Consider the following 18,555-nt stretch of genomic DNA (forward strand, 5'->3'; position numbering starts at 1 on the left):
ATCCCAGCGAGGAGCTCATGAACGACAACACCGCCGCCGGAGCGCCCACCGCCGAGGCCGGGCCCGCCGACGACACCGCGCCGCCGGTCCCCGCGGAGATCGAGGAAGCCGCCCGGCTCGCCCCCGACCACTGGCTGGGCATGGTCGACCCCGCGTGGTCCGGCGAGGGCGAACCGCCGGACTGGGCGGTGGTGGGCCAGTGGCGGTCCGGCCTGGACGGGGAGATCGAGGAGTGGCGCGCCAACGAGGAGTACCGCCCCTCGCCCCAGGCGCTCGGCTGGCCCGCGCCGACCGACGCGGTGGACGAGGCGGTCCAGCTCGCGGCCACCGGTTACGGTCCGGGTGAGGCGGTGCCGCGGGCGCTTGCCGTGGCGGAGGTCGCCCTCCTCCTCGGCCCCGGCGGCGTCCCGTTGTCGGCCACCTCGCCCGACGGGGCGTCGGTGGTGCCCGTCTTCACGTCTCCCACGTACCTGCACGCGGCCGGGCGCTTCGGCTACGAACTGACGCCCGTTACCCAGGTGGTGGACCGGATACCGGAAGGCCATGTGCTCTACCTCAACCCCTCCGGACCGGTCGGTATGACCGTCGAGAGCGACGCCTTGCGTCAGGCGGTCGAAGCGGCGGCCCGGGAGGCGCGGGACGGGAAGGAATCCGAAAGGCCGTCAGCCCCCTCGCGCTCCTCGACGGCCGGTGGCGCGGAGGTGCCGAAGCGTCCGGTCGCCGAGCCCTCCGCCGGCGCCCGCGGCCAGGATCCGGCCCCCGGCCTCGACAACTGACCGCGGCGCACCCCGCACCGCTCATCGAACCCCGCACCGCACATCGCACATCGCACACCGATGGAGTTACCTCCCATGACGAGCCCTTCCGGTCCCCCGGACCACGAGCCTGAGAACACCGCCGAGGCGGGCCCCTCCGAGGTCCAAGGCGGCCCGTCCGCCGTGCTCAAGGGCCAGGAGGGTTTCCGGGAGCCGCCCGAGGACTACGTAAAGGCCGCCAAGGTGGCCCCCAACCACTGGCTGTCCGTCATCGACCGGCACTGGAGCGGTGACGAGGGCGAACCCACGCCCGCGTGGGCGACCCTCGGGCGCTGGCGCAGCGACGAGAACGGGGAGATCGTCGAGTGGGAGGTGAACACCGAGTACCGTCCCTCACCCGACGCGCACGGCTGGGCCCCACCGGTCGGCCCGGTGGACGCCGCCGTACAACTGGTCGCCACCGGATACGCCTCGGAGGAGCTGTTCGCCCTGATGCTCGCCGACGCCGAGGTGGCCGTATGCGTCGATGAGACCGGCGGCCTGGCGGTGACCGAAGCGGAGGACGGTACGGAGGCCGTGCCCGTCTTCTCGACATCACCGGAGCTGGAGGAGGACAAACTGCCTCCGCACGAGGTGATGTTCGTGCCCGATCTCCTGGACCGGTTGCCGGAAGGGAAGGAGGTGCTGTTCCTCAGCTCCTCCGCTCCGGTCGGGCAGCTTGTCACGGCGAGCGCGCTGCGGGCGGGCAAGGCCGAACTGGAGCAGTACGAGGCGGAGGGGGCCTTCGACGAGTGGCCGCCCGCGTCCGCGTCCGCGCCTGCCGGTGGCCCGCCCGAGGGCATCGCGGATCTGCCGGACCTCGGGTCGGTCGAAGGCTGGCCCGACTTCGTGACGGACGAGCAGTGGCCGACGCCCGGGAAGACGGACGACGGATCCGGTACCGGCGACGGGACAGCGGAGGAGCGGAAGCGTCCCGGGCCCGGGACGGCGGAAGAGAACTGATACGCCCGTGGCCCCGGCGGAGAACGCCGGGGCCACGGGTCACGTCCTGTCAGAACCCCGGGTGGTGCCTCACTTGCGGGGGAAGTACCACTGGTGGTTGTTGAAGTTCTCGGCGGCGCACGGGTAGATGATCAGCTCGCGGTTCTTGTCGTTCGCCGACTGCGAGTCCAGGCACTGCTGATTGCTGGCGAAGTTCCGGACCCAGTACGTACCGTCCGGCCGCGGGTCGAGCCACCACAGCTGGTTGTCGGCGGTCGTGCCGTTGCAGGGGTACTCCGTGACCCTTGTCGCCACCCCCACGGACCCGTAGTCGGGCAGGTCCATGCAGAGACCGTCCATGACGTTCCGGATGACGAAGAGGTCCTTGCCTCCAGGCCCGGCCTTGGGCAGCTTCCGCTCCAGGTTCCACAGCTGGTTGTCGTCCGTGTTGCTGTTGCACGCCGACTGGTGGACGGGACCGTCGTTGACGCCCTTGCTGAAGCCGGGTATGTCGGCGCAGGTCTTGTTCGTCCAGTTCTTGACCAGCACGCTGGTCACCACGGACGGCATCCCGCCGGTGTCCGCCTTGACCACCGCCTTGCGCTTGGGCTTCGACTCCTTCTTCTCCGAGGCCGAGGGGCTCGGGGACGTCGTGGCGGCGGGCGGCTGCGCCTTCGGGGGTTCGGGAGCCTTGGTCGTCTTCTTGGCGACCGGGCTCTTCGTGGGGGACGGGGACTCCGCGACGAACACGCCAGCCTTGCGCTGCTCGTCGTCCCCGAGGACGGTGTCGGCCGCGCTCGACGAAGAGGTGTTCTCCTTGCGGTCGTCATCGGAGTTGGTACCCAGGAGCAGCAGCGGTACGGAGACGAGGATGGCCCCCGCTATGGCCGCGCCGGCGAGCATGGGCTTCCTGGGGCGTCCGGGAACGCCCGGGTCGGCGGCGGAGGCGGTGCCGCCGGAGGCAGCGGTCCCGGTGGCCGCCTTCGCCGAACCGCGCGGGGCGGCGTCGCTGTCGGTGGTGACCGCGGAGGCGGCAGAGGCACCGGCCTTGGTGGAGGCGCCGGTCTTGGAGGAGGCGCTCGTGGCCGGGGCATCGGCCGCGGCGGCCGTTTCGGCGCGCCCGCCGGAGGCCGACTCCTCGCTCCCGGCGCTGGAGGCGGTGCCGGACGTGGCGCCCGATGTGGTGCTTACCGTGCCGGCGCCGTCGGACGTGGCGGTACGGGAGGTGCTTCCCGGCGATCCGGCGTCGCTCGCGGTGCCTTCGCCGACACGCACCGAGGCGCTGAATTTCGCCGGACCCGGCGAGGGTTCCCGCTCCTTCGTCGTCTCGCTTTCTCTCTCGCTCTTGTTCCCGGCGGCCGATTCCTCGGCTGAGGAATCGGCGCTGGTCCGGCCGCGCGGCGCCGGGGCGCCTGAGGCCTGCTGCTCGTCGGGCATGAGGTTCTCCTCGTGGCCACGGCGTGGAGCCCGTGGCACTGGGGGCAGTTGGAGGGATCGTGGTGATGGGCGTGCGTAGGGCCTACAGGGGTGTGTACGGGTCTCACCGGCATGGGGAAGACGACCCCGCTCGGTGAGCGGTTCCACCGCCGCGGCCGACGTGATGCGCCCGGGTCGTGATCAGGAGCCGGGCGCCCCGGGCCCGTTCGTGCGGTGCACGGGCCGGGCGGGAGGCCGGAACGGATGGGGGCGGAGGGACCGGAGGTTACGGGGGTGGGACCGGAGGGTACGGAGGGACGCCCTCCCGGTACAGTGCGCCTCATTGGTCCAGACGAGATGACCGCCACAGTGGAAATCCAGGAGTTCGGGATACCGTTGACCCTCGATCAGCCTACACAGGCCGTCCTCCGGGAGGATCGGCCGCAGGCGGGGAACGAGGGCCTGACGCACCTTCAGGATATTCGGCCGTGCCGGGTTCCTCGGAGGAGGGGCACCGTCGCCTCTGTCGGGGCCCGGCCTCCCTGGTCGCTCGGTATTCATCCGGCGCACGCTGTCAGGCAATCGGACGGAGCCCTCGTTCAGTGGTCTGCTCCATCAGACAGTGGTCTGCCCCATCAGACTGCCAACTGTGAAAGGTGACTTCTCAGGTGTGGAACACGTCTCGTGCTGCTGGAGGGCGTGCCGGTGAGTGAGCGCGACGAACACTCCTTCCCGGGCGCCGCTCCCGCGGTGGCGCGGACCGCCGGTGTCGCTGCCGGCGAACCGATGCCCGAACCGCCCCAGGAAGTCATCGAGGCCGCCCGGCTCCTTCCCGACCAGTGGGTGAGCGTGCCCGACCCCGCCTGGTCCGGCGACGGAGTGCCGCCGGACTGGGCGGTTCCCGGCCGCTGGCGCACGGATTCCACGGGTGAGATCACCCAGTGGGCGGACAACGAGGACTACCGCCCCTCACCGGAAGCCCTCGGCTGGCCGGAGCCCACCGACCCGGTCGAGTCCGCCATCCAGCGCGCGGCCACGGGGTACGGCCCCGCCGACGAGGTCCTCCGTACGCTGGCCGCCGCCAAGGCCGCGGTGCTCACCGGCCCCGACGGCGAGCCGCTGGCCGTACGGTCGTCGGAGGGCCGACCGGTGGTCCCCGTCTTCACCTCGCCCGCGTACTACCGCGTCGTCGGTGCGTTCGCGGCCCGGCTCATACCGGTGGCCGACCTGGTCGGGCAGCTTGCCGACGGGCATTCCCTCTACGTCAACCCGACCGGGCCCGCGGGCATGGTGATGGAGACCGAGGCGCTGGTCGAGGAGATCGAGGCCCAGAAGCGCGGCGAGCCGCGGCCGACGAGCGTGAGCGAGCCGGGCGAGGAGAGGGCGCCGCACATCCAGGCGGTACGGGTGGCGGACCCGGCGGCCGACGGTTCACCGGCGGAGGCCCTCGACCTCCCGGAGCCGGCCGATGTGCCGCAGACGCTTGACCTTCCGGAGCCGATCGGCTTTCCGGATCCGATCAGCTTTCCGGGGCCGACCGCGCCCGCGGATCCTGCTGAGACCGCGCAGGCTCCCGCCGACGGGAGGAGCCGGCCGTGACACGGTGGGGCAGTGCCTTCACCCGGCGTCGCGGCGGCCGGCCCTCCGGCTCGACGGGGCGTGAGCGGACCGTGGCCGTGCCTGCGGACCGGGACGGACCGGCCGGTGACCGGGCGGCCGAGGCCGTCCTGGTCGAGGACTACGACGGTCTGCTGCTGCTCCGTTCGCCGTCGGACGAGACGCTGAGCCCGGCCGATGTCACCGATCTGGCCCGTGGGCTGTACTCCGACGACGGGACCGTGACCGTGATCGCGGGCACCGAGGGCGTGACGTCCGCCGCCTTCTGGCCCCGGCTCGGTGAACTGCTCGACTCCCTGCGGGAATCGGGCACCGAGACCGTACAACTGGTCATGGCCGGCGCCGGGCACGACACCAAGGACCGGCCCGCCACGGCGCGCCGGATCGCCGACGCCTGGCGGCTGGAGGTGGAGGCGCCGGACGGGCCCGCCGTGGTCGTGCCCGGCGGCTCGCTCTTCGTACCGTCCGCCTCGGCCGGGTCGGGCGCCTCCGCCGGGTCGGGAGTCGGCAGCGGCTGGTGGCGGTTCGCGCCGGGGGAGAATCCGGAGCCGCTGGGACCGCGCAGCCCCGCGCCGCCATGGCAGACGGCGTTGCGTGGCGTGCCGTCGAGGACGGACGGCGGATCCGTGGTCGAACAGATCCCGGCGGGGCTGCTGGTACGGCCCGCCGAGGCCGCCGCGTCGCGGCCGGGGGACCTGTACCACGCGGTACCGGTCGATTCCGAGCGTCTGGCCGTGGTGGTCGGTGTGCCCTATGGCGAGGACGTCTCGGTGGCGGAGGTCGCCGGTGTGCTCGCCGCCCTGCCCGAGCCGGTGAGGTCCCGCGTACGGCTGGCCCCCGGAGGTCTGCGCGATCTGCTGCCGCTGGGCCAGTCGGTGTCCGATCAGCTGGACACCGAGGTGGAGGTGCTGACCGGTCTGCCGCTCAGCGCCTCCGGCGGCCCGATGGGCGCGTACTCCGTACGGTCCGTCCTGGTCGGTCCCGACAGCGCGCCCCGATGGCTGCCGTTCGTGGACGCCGTCCTGTGCAGCCCGGCCCGCGGCGGCGAACAGCCGCCCGCCCCCAGGCTGTTGCGATGGTCCCCGCCGCTGCGCGGCCACGCCCGCCCGGAGGAGGGCGTGGTGGTCCTGGACGACCGGTGGCAGGTCACGGTGACCAGGGCGGGCCTGTGGGTCGGCCCGCGCGGAGGCCCCGGCCTCTCCCATACGACACGCAAGGTCAGTTCCGACGGTCCGGTCGTCGAGGTGGGTGTTCCCGGCGAGCGGATGGACGCCTCCCTGGCACCGGCCCTGTCGGGACTGCTGGACGCCCTGGCGGCGGACCTGCGCGAGCGCGCCACCTTGCAGGTCCACGGCATCGCCATGGACGGCGGCCGTGAACTGCGCCGCCTGGCCGCGCGGTTCGGGCTGCGGACCATCCGTTACGCGTCGGCCGCACCCGTGGCCAGGGGCGCGGACGCGGCACGGTCCGCGGTCCCGGGGCGGACCGGGCCCGGGGCGCGGGAAGAGGCCGGAGGCCAGGTACGGGCCGGGGGTCCGGTGGGTGCGGAGGGTCGCGTGCGGGCGGACGGTCCGGTGGGTGCGGAAGGCCAGGTACGGGCCGGGGGCCCGGTGCGTAGGGAAGGCCACGTACGGGCGGATGGCCCGGTGGGTGCGGAGGGTCGCGTACGGGCGGACGGTCCGGCGACGGCTTCCGGGCAGGGACGGGCCGTGGCGCCGGGGGCGGCAGCCGTTTCGGGAGGGCCCGCCTTGCCGGGGCGGCCCGTATCCCCGGGGCGGCCCGTATCCCTGGGGCGGCCCGTATCCCCGGGACAGTCCGTATCCCCGGGACAGTCCGCTCCGGAGCGGGCCGACGAGACGCGTCGCCCCGTGGCTCCCGCGCCGAACTCGGCGGACGCACGTCCGGCGACCGGCGCCGGTCCCGGTGCCGAGGCCGGTGCGACGGCTGGTCCACGGACACGCCCGGAGGCTGCTCCTGGTGCCAGTGCCAGTGCCAGTGCCAATGCCGGTGCGAGCGCGAGTTCCGGTACCGGTGCCGGTGCTGGTCCGGTGACCGGATCCCGGCCGGATCAGGCCACCGACGGCTGTCCGGCACCGAGGGCGCCGCAGGGCCGGCCGAGGACGGCACCGGACTCGATGCCGAACGCGGGGCCCGACACACGGTCGACCCCTGTGCCGGGTTCCGGTGAGCCGGGTCCGGCCGCGAGCCGCACGTCCGCCGGGCCCGCCCGGCCGCGTGGGGCAGCGGGGGAGCCGGAGGGCCAGAAGCCCACGACGGTGCCCGGACCGATGCGTACGGCCGGTGGAACGTCCGTGGCGGGTGAGGCGGGGCACGGCTCGACACCCGTACGGCGGCCGGCTTCCGGCGCGACCGCCGGGGCCACGTCCGGCCGACCACTGGGTCAACAGCCAGGTGCCGGGCCGGAATCCGCCCCGGGCTCCATACCCGGGCCCGCGACCCGGCCTCGGTCCCCGGAACCCGATTCGACTCCCGCCGCGGTGACTGAGACGGCTCCGCGTCCCGAGACGGCTCAGGCTCCTGAGACGGCTCCGGCTCCCGAGGCCGCTCCGGCTCCCGCGCGGGAGCGCCGATCCACCGGGCGCGAGGGTGTCCCCGAGAAGCCCGCCGTGCGGTCGGCCGGCCCCGGCGAACCGGACGGGGCCTCGTTCCCGGCCCCAGCACGTATACGGACGGTGCCGGATACCGATTCCCCGGCCACCGGGCCCAGCCCGGACACCGCTCCGAGCACCGGCCCCGGCCCGTCCTCGTCCGCATCGACGTCCGCCGGACCGGCCGCGGCTTCCCGGACCACGGCTGCGCGAGCCGCGACCGCACGGGCCGGAACCGATCCGGCTCGACCGTCGTCCGGCCCCGGAGCCCGTGTCCAGGCTCCGTTCGCCCCCGCCCCGCTCGGCCCGGGGCATCGGAGTACCGATGCCGAACGGAACGCCTTCCGGGCGCTCGCCGAGGCGGAGTGGGACCGGCACGGCGCGGCCGTGGCCCAGTCGCTCGCCCGTATGCCCGCCCTGCGTGGCAAGGAACAGGAGGCCGCCCGCGCCGACCTGATCGCTCTGCGGCTCTATCTGCACACGGCGGAGGGCCCGTTGAGCCATGGCGCGGTGACGCGGGCGCTGCGCGAGTACGAGGACGCGATGCTGCCGTACGCGGCGTGCGTGGCGTCGGCGCTGAACAGGCTGCCGTCCTACCGGGGCGCAACACTGCGTGGCACCGGCGCCGGGCCCGTTCCGGGCGGTGCCGACGGCCCGCGCCCCGGGACGATGCTTCGCGATCCCGCCCTGGTGAGCGCGGTGCCGCTCGACCCCGCGAACGCGACCACGACGCCGGGTGCCTGTTACGTCATCTGGTCGGCCACCGGCCGGCGTGTACGGCAATTGCTCCGCGCCGGTCGGGGCGCCGAGGAAGTGGTCTTCGCCCCGGGCACCCTTTTCCAGGTTCTGGACGTCCGGCCCGACGACGCCCCCGTACAGATCTTCCTGCGGGAACTGACCGGTCCCCACACAGGCACCGAACGTGATCTCGACGCGGACCGTGCCGCGCTGGCCCGGCTCGACGAAGCCGTACGGGGTCGCTCCGCCGAGGTGGGCACCGGCCAGTGGCCGCAACGCTGCGCCGGGCCGATCGGCACCGGACCGTGAGAGGACACCAGCGTCCTTTGAGAGGACACCAGCGCCCTTCGAGAGGACACCAGCGTCCTTTTCGATGACATGAAGCACAAGGAATGAGGGGGCTGAAATGGCTCGTCCGCAAGACCCTTCCGCCAACACGCCGTCGGTGACGTCGAGTACGTCCGAGGTGACGGTCCGCCGGGCGGTGACGGTGTCGGGGGCGGCCGGGGATCCGGGCAACGACTTGGCGCCGGGTGGTCCCCGGCGGGGCGGTGATCCGGCCGCGGCGGATACGGGAAGCTCGTCGGAGGGCGCGTCGGCCGCCGCGGACGCACCGTCCCCGGTCCGATCGGGCGATTCGGTCCAGCGGGAGCCGAAGACCGCCGACCGGGAGAGCGAGGTCTCGAAGGACGAGCACCCGAAGAGCGACGGCCGGGAGAGTGACGGCCGGGAGAGCGACGAGCCGACCTCCCGGTCCGGCGCGGAGGCGGCGGGGCGAGCGGATTCGGCGGCTGAGGAAGCCTCCTCGGCGCCGGCTTCCGCGGCATCAGGCGCAGCTGCGTCCTCCTCCGGCGCCGCAGCGTCCTCCGCGTCCTCAGCCTCCGCGTCCTCGGCCACCACGGGTTCGGCCGCCGACGGAGCCGTCGCGGAGGCGCGTGGCGGCGGGGCCGGTTCGGCCACCGGAGGCCATACGCCCCCGGGCGGTCCCAAGAAGCCGATGCTGGCCGCCGCGGCGATCATCGGGACGATACTGATCGCGCTCCCGGTCGTCATGCTGGTCCGGAACGACGACGAGCCGACCCGTAACGACCGGATCGACCAGGCGGGCGACACGGTCCTGGACACCGCCCGGTCCCAGAGCCCTCAAGGCGACTACACGAGCGAGTCGCCGTCCCCCTCGCCCTCACGGACGGTCAAGCCGAGCAACACCGTGAAGGCGCCCCCGCCTGCCGCCCCGTCCCCCACGAAGAAGAACACGGAGAAGAAGGGGCCGACGGCCGCCGAGGTTCTCCGCCAGAAGGCCAACGCCGCTTCCAGCGCCTCCAAGGTCCTGCTGAAGAACGCGACGACCGGCCTGTGCGCCGACGTTCCCGGCTTCGGTAAGGGAGCGAACGAGACCCGCGTCAACCAGTACCCCTGCAACGGCACGGACGCCGACAACCAGCTGTGGGACCTGCTGGTCAGCGACAAGGACGGCGGTCCCCAGGGGGCCGCTCTCTTCCAGATCCGCAACAGCAAGGACGGCCTCTGCCTGGATCTGCCCGGTCGCGGTGCCACACCGGGGATGACCCGGGCCCAGCAGTACGCGTGCGATCTGGACAACGACAATCAGCGGTGGTGGCTCGACCCGAGGCCGGACGGTACGTACTGGATCCGCAATTTCGTCAGCGACGGCCTGTGCCTGAACGTGAAGGGGAAGGCGGACCGCCGCAACGATGTCCCGCTCGACCTCGGTCGGTGTGAGGACACCAGCGCCGACGACGACCGCTGGACCTTCGCCTGAGCCGACAGTTCCGACTGTTCCGGCCCCGGCCCCGATGCCGACGCGGCCCGGTGTACCCGTCCGACGGGGGTACACCGGGCCGACTTGGCCTTGTCAGCAGGTCTTGCGCACGTACTGACTGTTGCCGGGAGTGGTGACATTCACATCGCGCAGAACGACGCTCAGCCGACTGCCGAACTCGGAGCACGTCTTCTTGAAGGCGGACTCCTGGTACTCGATCACGATGACGTTGTCGCCGAATCCCTCGGTGTAATCACCGCATTCGTCCCACTCACCGCACTCCTCGGCGACCGCGAAGTCGAGCCCGGTCTCCGCGCGCGCGGTGGAGAAGTTCGCGGTGTTCTTCTGCGCCATCGCCAGGCCCTTCCCATGGGCGTAGGAGGAGAGCGACTTGATGAACGCCTTGGCGTTGGCCTCGCTGATCAGGCCCTCGGACCGGTCGTAGCTGTCGAGGTTGTCGGGCTCCACGGCATTGAACTTCTTGCCCGCGCAGCCGTCGATCCAGGTCTTCACCTTCGCGGCGATCCGGTCCCGCTTGGCGGCCGTACGGATGTCCAGCAGGGCCTCTCCCCAGCCGCCGTCGTACACGATCTCCCCGGACGAGTCCCGCAGCAGCAGGTCGGAGTCCCACTCGCTCTCGGCGCCTTCCTGCGCCTGGAAAGCGTTGACGTAACAGATGTTGTACAGCCCGGCCGCCGGAGAAGCCTCGTGGTCGCGGCTGACCACCCCCACTCCGGCCGGCGGCGCGTAGGCCCCGCCGATCTGATAGTCGAACCCCTCGTGAACCGGCGGCAGGGTCACGGCCTGTGCCGCCGCACCGGCGGTGGAGGCGGCGAACAGCGGCGTGATAACCGCTGCCGCGAGGACCGCAGCGGCGGCGGTGAGACGACGGGATCGGACACGCTTGCTAGGCACCTTCGAACTCCAGAAGATGAGAGGGTACGTCCCCGCCTCGGACCGGAAACGGTCCTGGCGACTTTGTCCGGGCTCGCGGCCCACGGGCTGCTTACCGGCTGGGCGTACCGCTGCCGCCGAGTGCTCAACTCCGGCGTTCCATGGAGTAAAGCGAGTGGAGTACCCGGTGTCAATGAATCGAAGTTGCCCGGACCGCGCGAATCCGCGGTGCATTTGATACGTGAAACCACCCATAACAAGGGTAAGTTGCACTCTTTCCCGCAGGACGATGCTCGCAATACGCTGAAACCGAGCGTCGTGCGCGGGCAGTTGAGGCTCCCTGGGAGGTGGCGCCCCGAGCGCGCCCCGAGCGCGATCCGCGTGCGCACCGCGCCGGGCCGCGCACCCGGACCAGGCCGCAACGGCGCGGTGGCGGTCGGGCATACGCCCAGCGGCCTGGGCGAGTTGACCGGTATATCGACTGCGCCGAAGGTAATTCGACCGGTCTTCCGGCTGCGTTCGTACCTTGACCGGTGCTCCGTGGTGAGGATCCCGGACCGGCAATTGTCCGCCGCGGGCCACTCGCTTCCAAAGCGCATCAGCGCATCCCAAAGCGCATCCCAAAGCGCTTCCGAATCGCCTCGGAATCCCCTCGGAATCCCCTCGGAATCGCCCTCGCAAATGGCCGTGCGCATCAGTCGGATGGCCATGGCCGGCCCATCGGGACCACCGGTCCCGGCCCCGGTGGTGAGCCCGCGGAGCCGCTCCACAGGTGCGGCGCCGTTCGCGTGCGCGGCTCTCATGTCCCATGCCGCCGAGGACGCGCGAGCGGCCGCCCGGCCGATCCGCCCGGCGACACATGGGGGCGAACCACCCCGGAAGATCAGATGTGTACCGTCCGGCCGGTGCGAGGCCCTCCCGAAGGAGGGTCTCGCACCGCGCGTAGAAGCGCCCCCGGCAGGACTCGAACCTGCGGCCAAGCGCTTAGAAGGCGCCTGCTCTATCCACTGAGCTACGGGGGCCGATGTGGCCTCGGTGGCCTGGAGTCCCGGTGGGGCTCCGTGGCCTGCCGGGGACAAGGATAAAGCTCCGATCACCTTGACCCGGTTGCTTCACGTGCGTGGCACGATGTGGAGGTTCAGTGAAGCGAACCGATAATCGCAGGCGGGTGCGATTCACGCATCGCTTTTGGCCTCTCACGCCCCGGGTGTTGTGCACTCGTTATGCCTGTGCCCCACTCGTCCCGTCTGTCCTGTGTGGTTGACCGGCGCGCAGGGATGTCCATACGCTTCAAAAAGGCTCCAAAATTGGGCATTCTTCGCATGTGGTGACCTTGGATGTACGGCCCCAGCTGATCGACGCACTCTCCGCACTGCGCGACCGTGTCGCCGCCGTGCGTCTTCCACTGCCGCTCACCGGGGCGCCCCGGGCCCGGCAGACGAGGGCCGAGCTGCTCGCACAGCTCGACGACTATCTGCTTCCCAGACTCAGGGACCCCGAAGCGCCCTTGCTCGCGGTCGTCGGCGGATCCACCGGTGCGGGAAAGTCCACGCTCGTCAACTCCCTTGTGGGGCGCCGGGTCAGTGAGGCGGGGGTGTTGCGGCCCACCACGCGCACGCCTGTACTGGTGTGTCACCCCGAGGACCACCATTGGTTCGCGGGAATGCGGGTACTGCCCCATCTCACGCGCGTATGGCTGCCGCAGCAGGAGGAGGACGGGGGGCCGGGTTCGGAAGGCGCCGAGAAGGACGAGCTCCGTATCGACACCGCTTCCTCCCTGCCGCGCGGGCTCGCGCTGCTCGACGCCCCCGACATCGACTCGCTCGTCGTGGACAACCGGCTGCTGGCCGCCGAGTTGATCTGCGCCGCGGACGTGTGGGTGATGGTGACCACGGCCTCACGGTACGCGGACGCCGTGCCGTGGCATCTCCTGCGTACCGCCAAGGAGTACGACGCGTCGCTGGTGACCGTACTCGACCGGGTGCCGCACCAGGTGATCGACGAGGTGTCGCGGCAGTACGGGGCGCTGCTCAGGCGGGCCGGGCTCGGCGACGTCCCGCGGTTCACCATTCCCGAACTGCCCGAGTCCGCGGGCGCCGGGAGGGGGCTGCTGCCCACCACCGCCGTCGCGCCGCTGCTCGCCTGGCTCGCGCACCGCGTGCAGGATCCGGCGGCCCGGCAACAGGCCGTGGCGCGTACCGCGGCCGGGGTCATCCACTCGCTGAACGTACGGATGCCGGAGCTGGCCGGGGCGGTGGCCGCGCAGTACGCCGCGTCCGTACGGCTGACGGGCACGGTGGAGGAGGCCTACGCGGCCGAGGGGGAACGGGTACGGCGGCAGCTTCAGCGGGGCGCGGTGCTCGCCGGGGACGCGCGGACGCGCTGGCGCGGCTACCCGAGGGACAGCTCGGCGCGGGAACTGCTCGATTCGCTGGTGGAGAGCCTGGGCGCGCTGTTGCAGTGCGCGGTAGCCGCCGCCGACGAGCGGGTCGTGGAGGTGTGGCAGCGCGAACCGGCGTCCGGAGCGGTCGACGTCTCGGGCCTGGACGCCGAGTCGGCGGAACGGGTCGGGATGGCCGTCCGCCGCTGGCGCCGGGTGCTGGAGGAGCTGGCCGAGGAGGAGGTGCGGCAGCTGGAGCGGAACGCCGCGCCCGACTCCGAGACGGTGGCCGCGCTCCTCGCGGCGGCCCTGCTCGGCGGCCGGCGGGCGCGGCTGGCCGGTGAGCGGCTCGCGGAGCGGATCGGAGTGCAGGCGGCGGTGCGGCTGCGCGACCGGGGCGGCGAGCTGGTGACGACGTACATCGACCGAGTGCTGCACGGGGAGCGCGACCGGCGGCTGGCGCCCCTCGACGCGCTTGAGGTGACCCCGGAGCCGCAGGGCGAGCTGATCGCCGCGCTGTCCATGGTGCAGAAGGAGAGGTGACCGAGATGCCCGAGACACCCGAGACACCCGAGACGCCCGTGCCGGACAGGATTTCCGTGCCGGACAGGATTTCCGTGCCGGACAGGATTTCCGTGCCGGGCAGGATTTCCGTGCCGGGCAGGATTTCCGTGCTGGACAAGATCAAAGGTGCTGGTGGCGGTGGTGACGCAGGTGGCGCGAATGATGCTGGTGGTACTGATGCCTCTGGTGGTAGGGCGGAGGCCGGCATGATCGAAAAGGCTGTGGAGGCCGGGGCGATCGGGGCTCCCGGTGACGACGACCCCGCCGGCAACTGGGACGACGGGCTGATCGCCCGGCGAGGCCGTGAGAAGGATGCCCTGGACGGCGCTACGGACGGATTCGACGGCCTGGGGGGCGGTCTGGACGGCCTGGTGAGCCTGAACGGTCTCACCGGCGCACAGGAGGGCATTGTGGCCGCCCCCGGCGAGCGCGGGGCGCACACACCCATCGGTGGCCCGTACCGGGGGCCGCTGCGGGTACGCCTCGACGCGCTGGGCGAGCTGGTGGGGCTGTCGAGGACCCGGGTCGAGGGATCAGTTCTGGCCGAGGCCGGGCGCGTACTGGACGAGGCGTCCGCCCGTCAGCGGCTGTCGTCGCGGCACACCGTCGTCGCCATCGCGGGCGCGACGGGCAGCGGGAAATCGACCCTGTTCAACGCCCTGGCCGGGGTGCCGATCTCCGAGACCGGCCTGCGCAGGCCGACGACGTCCGCCCCCATCGCCTGTACCTGGACGGACGGCGCGGCGGGGCTGCTCGACAGGCTCGCCATCCCGGGGCGGCTGCGCCGCAGGCCGCTGGCGGGCGGCGACGGCGACGAGGAACTGCACGGCCTCGTCCTGGTCGATCTTCCCGACCACGACTCCGCGCTCGTCGTCCACCGTGACCAGGTGGACCGGGTGCTCGGGCTCGTGGACGCGGTGATCTGGGTCGTGGACCCCGAGAAGTACGCGGACGCGGCCCTGCACGAGCGCTATCTGCGGCCGCTCGCCGGATACGCGGAGATCACCTTCGTCGTGCTCAACCAGATCGACCGGCTCCCCGGCGACGCCACCGACCAGGTGCTGGACGATCTGCGCCGACTGCTCGACGAGGACGGAATGGCCCTGGGGGAGCACGGCGAGCCGGGCGCCACCGTGCTGGCGCTCTCCGCGCTCTCCGGGCAGGGCGTGGGGGAACTGCGCGAGCTGCTCGGACTGTTGGTGCAGGACCGGAACGCCGCCGCCCGGCGGCTCTCCGCCGATGTGGACGCGGCGGCCGGGCGGCTGCGCTCGGCGTATGTCGCCGAGGGGCGCGCGGGGCTGGGCGAGCGCTCCCGCGAGCAGTTCGTGGACCGGCTGGCCTGGGCGGTCGGCGCGGTGGCCGCGGGCGAGGCGGCCGAGCGGGAGTGGAGCAGGAACGCCGGGCGCGCGTGCGGGACACCGTGGCTGCGGCTGTGGCGCTGGTACGAGAGCAAGCGGACGCCGGGCGGGGAGCTGCCGCAGGCCCCGGAGATCGTGGAGGAGGAGCTGACGGCACGGCAGCGGGTCGAACAGGCCGTGCGTACGGTGGCGGAGGACGCGTCCGCCGGGCTGCCCGCGCCGTGGGCGCACTCCGTGCGCGAGGCGGCGCTACGGGGCGCGGAGGGGCTCCCCGAGGCGCTGGACGCGCTGGCGGTGACGGCGGGAGTGCCGAGCGGCCGGCCGCCGCGGCCCGCCTGGTGGCCGGCGGCCGTCCTGGCGCAGGCGTCCATGACGCTGCTTCAGTTCTACGGGGCGCTCTGGCTGATGGGGCAGATCCTCGGCGTACTGGAACCGGGGCTGCTCCCGCCCGTGCTGGTCATGCTCGCCGGGATCATCGGCGGGCCGTTCGTGGAGTGGGCCTGCGGCGCGGCGGCCAGAGGGCCCGCGCGGCGGTACGGGCAGGACGCCGAGCGACGGCTGCGCGAGGCGGCGGCGGGCTGCGGGCGGGCGCGGGTGCTGGATCCGATCTCGGCGGAGCTGATGCGCTACCGGGAGGTGCGGGAGCAGTACGTGACGGTCTCGGGCGCGACGCCGTGATCGGGCGAGGGGGTGAGTGTACGAGCGGGGGAGCGGGCGATCGGAGGAGCGGGCGATCGGGTCGGCGAGGAGCAATCGGGCTTGTCCCGGGGCGAGTTGTCGTGAACGGGTGTGAGCTGCTTACGGAGGAATTGGGGGAGGCATACCCTCACGATCGGGTGACGGGGTTTTCCACAACTGACAGGTAATCCACAGGCGTCAGCAGATTCTTTCCGTCCGGTCCAGCATGGATTCAGTCAATGCAGCGGACCGGGAGGGGGAGTTATGAACGACACCGTGGTGACCCTGGTGGGCAATGTCGCAACGGGTGTGGAATTCAGGGAGTCGGTCACGGGGGGTGCGGCGAGGTTCCGGTTCGCGGTGACCTCGCGTCGCTGGGACCGGCAGCGGAGCGTCTGGACGGACGGGCCGACGAGCTTCTACACGGTGTGGGCGTGGCGGACGCTGGGGCAGAATCTGGCCGCTTCGGTCTCCGTCGGTGAGCCGCTCGTGGTGCATGGCCGGCTGCGGGTGCGCGAGGACGAGCGGGACGGACAGCGCAGGACGTCCGTCGAGATCGACGCGGTCGCGGTCGGCCACGACCTGACACGCGGGACGTCGGCCTTCAGGCGTGTGGCCAGGGCGACTCCGTCATTGACGGAGCGTCACGTCGGTGCGACACAGGGCCAGGGGTGGGGCCAGGAGAGAGGTCCGGGAAGCCGGGAACCGGTCCGTGAACCGGCCCATGAGTCGGTCCGAGGGGCGGGTGAAGGGGCGTCGCGGTCTCCCGGCCCGGCGGCGACATCGGTGGGTGCCGGAGCCGACGCGGCCGCAGGAGGTCTGGCATGATCCACCGGAGCGGACTGTCCCGCCCTGGGCGGAAGTTGTGGAGATTTGTCGATATTCCCAGTCCCATTCCGGAGTCTCGCGGGAGGGTCGGTAACGATTCCGATTCGGAACGGTTGGCTGAGCGCCGGGGCGAGCTTCGGCGGTTCTCGCCTTCCTTAGTATTCCCAGTACTTACGGGGCGCTTGAGTCTGCCGGCGAGGCATCCCCCGATGCGTTCACACGCGAGAAGGCCTTGCTCGAAGGGGAATTCTGTGTTTTCTGCGATATCTGCGTCACTGGTGCGGAGGCGGGGCGCCGCCCGGCTCGGCGCCGCTGCGGTGGTCTCGGCTCTGGTGGCGATGGGCTCTCTGGCGGGCGGCGGCGCGGCCGTCGCGGACGAGGTCCCCCAGCACCAGGGCGGCGCCACCGCCACCCTGGACGGCCTGAGGACCTACGACGGCGCCGTGCTGCACGCGGACGGCGGAGACCAGCAACTGCCCGCCGGACTGTTCGAGATGACCGTGGACGGCGGCGGCAGTCTCAAGACGTACTGCATCGACATCCACAACCCGACGCAGGACCAGGCGACCTACCAGGAGACCCCCTGGGACCAGACCTCGCTCGGCGCCAACCGGAACGCCGGCAAGATCCGCTGGATCCTGGAGCGCTCCTACCCGCAGATCGACAACCTCTCGGACCTGGCCAGGAGCGCGGGCACCGGAGCGCTCACCGAGAAGACCGCCGCGGCCGGCACCCAGGTGGCGATCTGGCGTTACTCCGACGGCGTCGACGTCGACGCGACGGACCCGCAGGCCGAGAAGCTCGCCGACTGGCTGGAGAAGAGCGCCCGGACCAGCGCGGAGCCCAGGGCCTCGCTCACCCTGGAGCCCGGTGCGGTCTCCGGCAGGGCCGGCGAGAAGCTCGGTCCCGTCACGGTCCGCACCGACGCCGCCGGCGTCACGGTCACGCCGCCCGCCGACGCGGCCGCCAGCGGTATCAGGATCACCGACAAGGAAGGGACACCGGTCAGCTCCGCCGTCAACGGCACCGAGTTGTACTTCGACGTCCCGGAAGGCGCCTCCAGCGGCACGGCCTCGCTCGGCGTGCAGGCCACCACATCCGTGCCGGTCGGCCGCGCGTTCGCCGGGGTGACCAAGAGCCAGACGCAGATCCTGGCCGGGTCCAGCGACTCCACGGTCTCCTCGACGGCGACCGCGAACTGGGCGAAGCAGGGCGCGATACCCGCGATCACCGCCGAGAAGAACTGCGCCGAGGGCGGCGTCGACGTCACCGCCACCAACCGGGGCGACGAGCCGTTCACGTTCGACCTGGCCGGCACCGAGCACTCGGTCGCGGCGGGCGGGTCCGAGACCTTCACCGTCCCCGTCGGCGAGGACGAGGCATACGACTTCACGGTCACGGCCGCCGGGTTCACGCAGAACTTCAAGGGCGTCCTGGACTGCGTGACCACCAGCGACGCGGGACCGGTGACCCAGCAGGCCTCCTCGCGGCCCCTCCCCGCCGCGGCCGGCGGTTCGTCCGAGGGAGCCACGGACAACCTCGCCGCGACCGGTTCCTCCAGCGCCACCCCGATGATCGCGGGCGTCGCGATCGCGCTCGTGGTGCTCGGTGGCGCCGCGGTGTTCCTCGTCCGTAAGAAGCAGACCCCCGAAGCCCCGGAGGACTCCTCGGCTCCCGAGGCCCCGTGACCCGACCCGTGACGCCACGCGTCACGGACAGTGGGTGAGTGACCCCGCGCGCTGTGTGACACCGAGTGCGCCGTGGCCCCCGGCATGTGGAAGCGTGCGGGGGCCACGGCCGTACGGCCGCCGTACCACCGGCGCGCGGCCGTCGTACGGCTCTCGAAGAACTGCCCCACGGCCCTGACCTGGGAGCGTTCCGGCGAGCGCGGCCGTGGGCCGCGCGGGGACGTCCGTGAAGGAGTCGCGGAGCAATCACGGAGCGGTTGGAGAGC

General features: G+C 72.2%; 11 protein-coding genes and 1 tRNA gene. 9 read left to right on the forward strand and 3 right to left on the reverse strand.

What is annotated here, in order from left to right; all coding sequences use genetic code 11:
• Window positions 1–17 precede the first annotated feature (17 nt).
• Window positions 18–776, forward strand: coding sequence for a type VII secretion system-associated protein (locus tag ACIOJD_RS08170; protein ID WP_401909709.1), 759 nt, complete (start codon window positions 18–20; stop codon window positions 774–776).
• A gap of 75 nt (window positions 777–851) precedes the next feature.
• Window positions 852–1,757, forward strand: coding sequence for a type VII secretion system-associated protein (locus tag ACIOJD_RS08175; RefSeq protein WP_401909711.1), 906 nt, complete (start codon window positions 852–854; stop codon window positions 1,755–1,757).
• Window positions 1,758–1,826: 69 nt separating this feature from the next.
• Here ACIOJD_RS08175 and ACIOJD_RS08180 read toward each other — a convergent pair whose 3' ends face one another.
• The gene (locus ACIOJD_RS08180; RefSeq protein ID WP_401909714.1) at window positions 1,827–3,173 is read right to left on the reverse strand and encodes an RICIN domain-containing protein; all 1,347 of its coding nucleotides are present in this window, start codon (window positions 3,171–3,173) and stop codon (window positions 1,827–1,829) included.
• A 663-nt stretch (window positions 3,174–3,836) separates the two neighbouring features.
• Between ACIOJD_RS08180 and ACIOJD_RS08185 the strand changes: the two genes are divergently transcribed.
• The 3 genes from ACIOJD_RS08185 to ACIOJD_RS08195 all read left to right on the forward strand — a co-directional run bounded on the left by ACIOJD_RS08185 (window position 3,837) and on the right by ACIOJD_RS08195 (window position 9,899).
• A complete protein-coding gene (locus ACIOJD_RS08185) occupies window positions 3,837–4,751 on the forward strand; it encodes a type VII secretion system-associated protein (protein ID WP_401909716.1) in 915 nt (304 codons plus the stop codon).
• Window positions 4,748–8,425: a hypothetical protein gene (locus tag ACIOJD_RS08190; RefSeq protein WP_401909719.1), complete on the forward strand. Its 3,678-nt coding sequence runs from the start codon at window positions 4,748–4,750 to the stop codon at window positions 8,423–8,425. The genes ACIOJD_RS08185 and ACIOJD_RS08190 overlap by 4 nt, the downstream gene beginning before the upstream one ends.
• A gap of 97 nt (window positions 8,426–8,522) precedes the next feature.
• A complete protein-coding gene (locus tag ACIOJD_RS08195; protein ID WP_401909722.1) occupies window positions 8,523–9,899 on the forward strand; it encodes an RICIN domain-containing protein in 1,377 nt (458 codons plus the stop codon).
• Between the two features lie 93 nt (window positions 9,900–9,992).
• Here the strand turns inward: ACIOJD_RS08195 and ACIOJD_RS08200 are convergent, their stop codons facing one another.
• Together ACIOJD_RS08200 and ACIOJD_RS08205 are read right to left on the reverse strand one after the other, a co-directional pair.
• Window positions 9,993–10,814 (reverse strand): endo alpha-1,4 polygalactosaminidase, encoded by an 822-nt coding sequence (locus ACIOJD_RS08200; RefSeq protein WP_401909724.1) that lies wholly within the window; start codon window positions 10,812–10,814, stop codon window positions 9,993–9,995.
• 928 nt (window positions 10,815–11,742) lie between these two features.
• Window positions 11,743–11,815 (reverse strand) — tRNA-Arg (locus ACIOJD_RS08205).
• Window positions 11,816–12,126: 311 nt separating this feature from the next.
• Here ACIOJD_RS08205 and ACIOJD_RS08210 point away from each other — a divergent pair.
• The 4 genes from ACIOJD_RS08210 (at window position 12,127) to ACIOJD_RS08225 (ending at window position 18,289) form a co-directional block, all read left to right on the forward strand.
• Window positions 12,127–13,716, forward strand: a complete 1,590-nt coding sequence (locus ACIOJD_RS08210; RefSeq protein WP_401911630.1) for a dynamin family protein — start codon at window positions 12,127–12,129, stop codon at window positions 13,714–13,716.
• Window positions 13,717–13,826: 110 nt separating this feature from the next.
• Window positions 13,827–15,773 carry a GTPase gene (locus ACIOJD_RS08215; RefSeq protein WP_401911632.1) on the forward strand — a complete coding sequence of 649 codons (1,947 nt, stop codon included), beginning with the start codon at window positions 13,827–13,829 and terminating at the stop codon, window positions 15,771–15,773.
• 264 nt (window positions 15,774–16,037) lie between these two features.
• A complete protein-coding gene (locus ACIOJD_RS08220; RefSeq protein ID WP_401909727.1) occupies window positions 16,038–16,601 on the forward strand; it encodes a single-stranded DNA-binding protein in 564 nt (187 codons plus the stop codon).
• A 251-nt stretch (window positions 16,602–16,852) separates the two neighbouring features.
• Entirely contained in the window at window positions 16,853–18,289 is a 1,437-nt protein-coding gene (locus tag ACIOJD_RS08225) for a Cys-Gln thioester bond-forming surface protein (RefSeq protein WP_401909729.1), read from the forward strand.
• Window positions 18,290–18,555: the final 266 nt, after the last annotated feature.

The sequence above is a fragment of the Streptomyces sp. NPDC088116 genome, assembly GCF_044741745.1.
Taxonomy (GTDB): domain Bacteria; phylum Actinomycetota; class Actinomycetes; order Streptomycetales; family Streptomycetaceae; genus Streptomyces.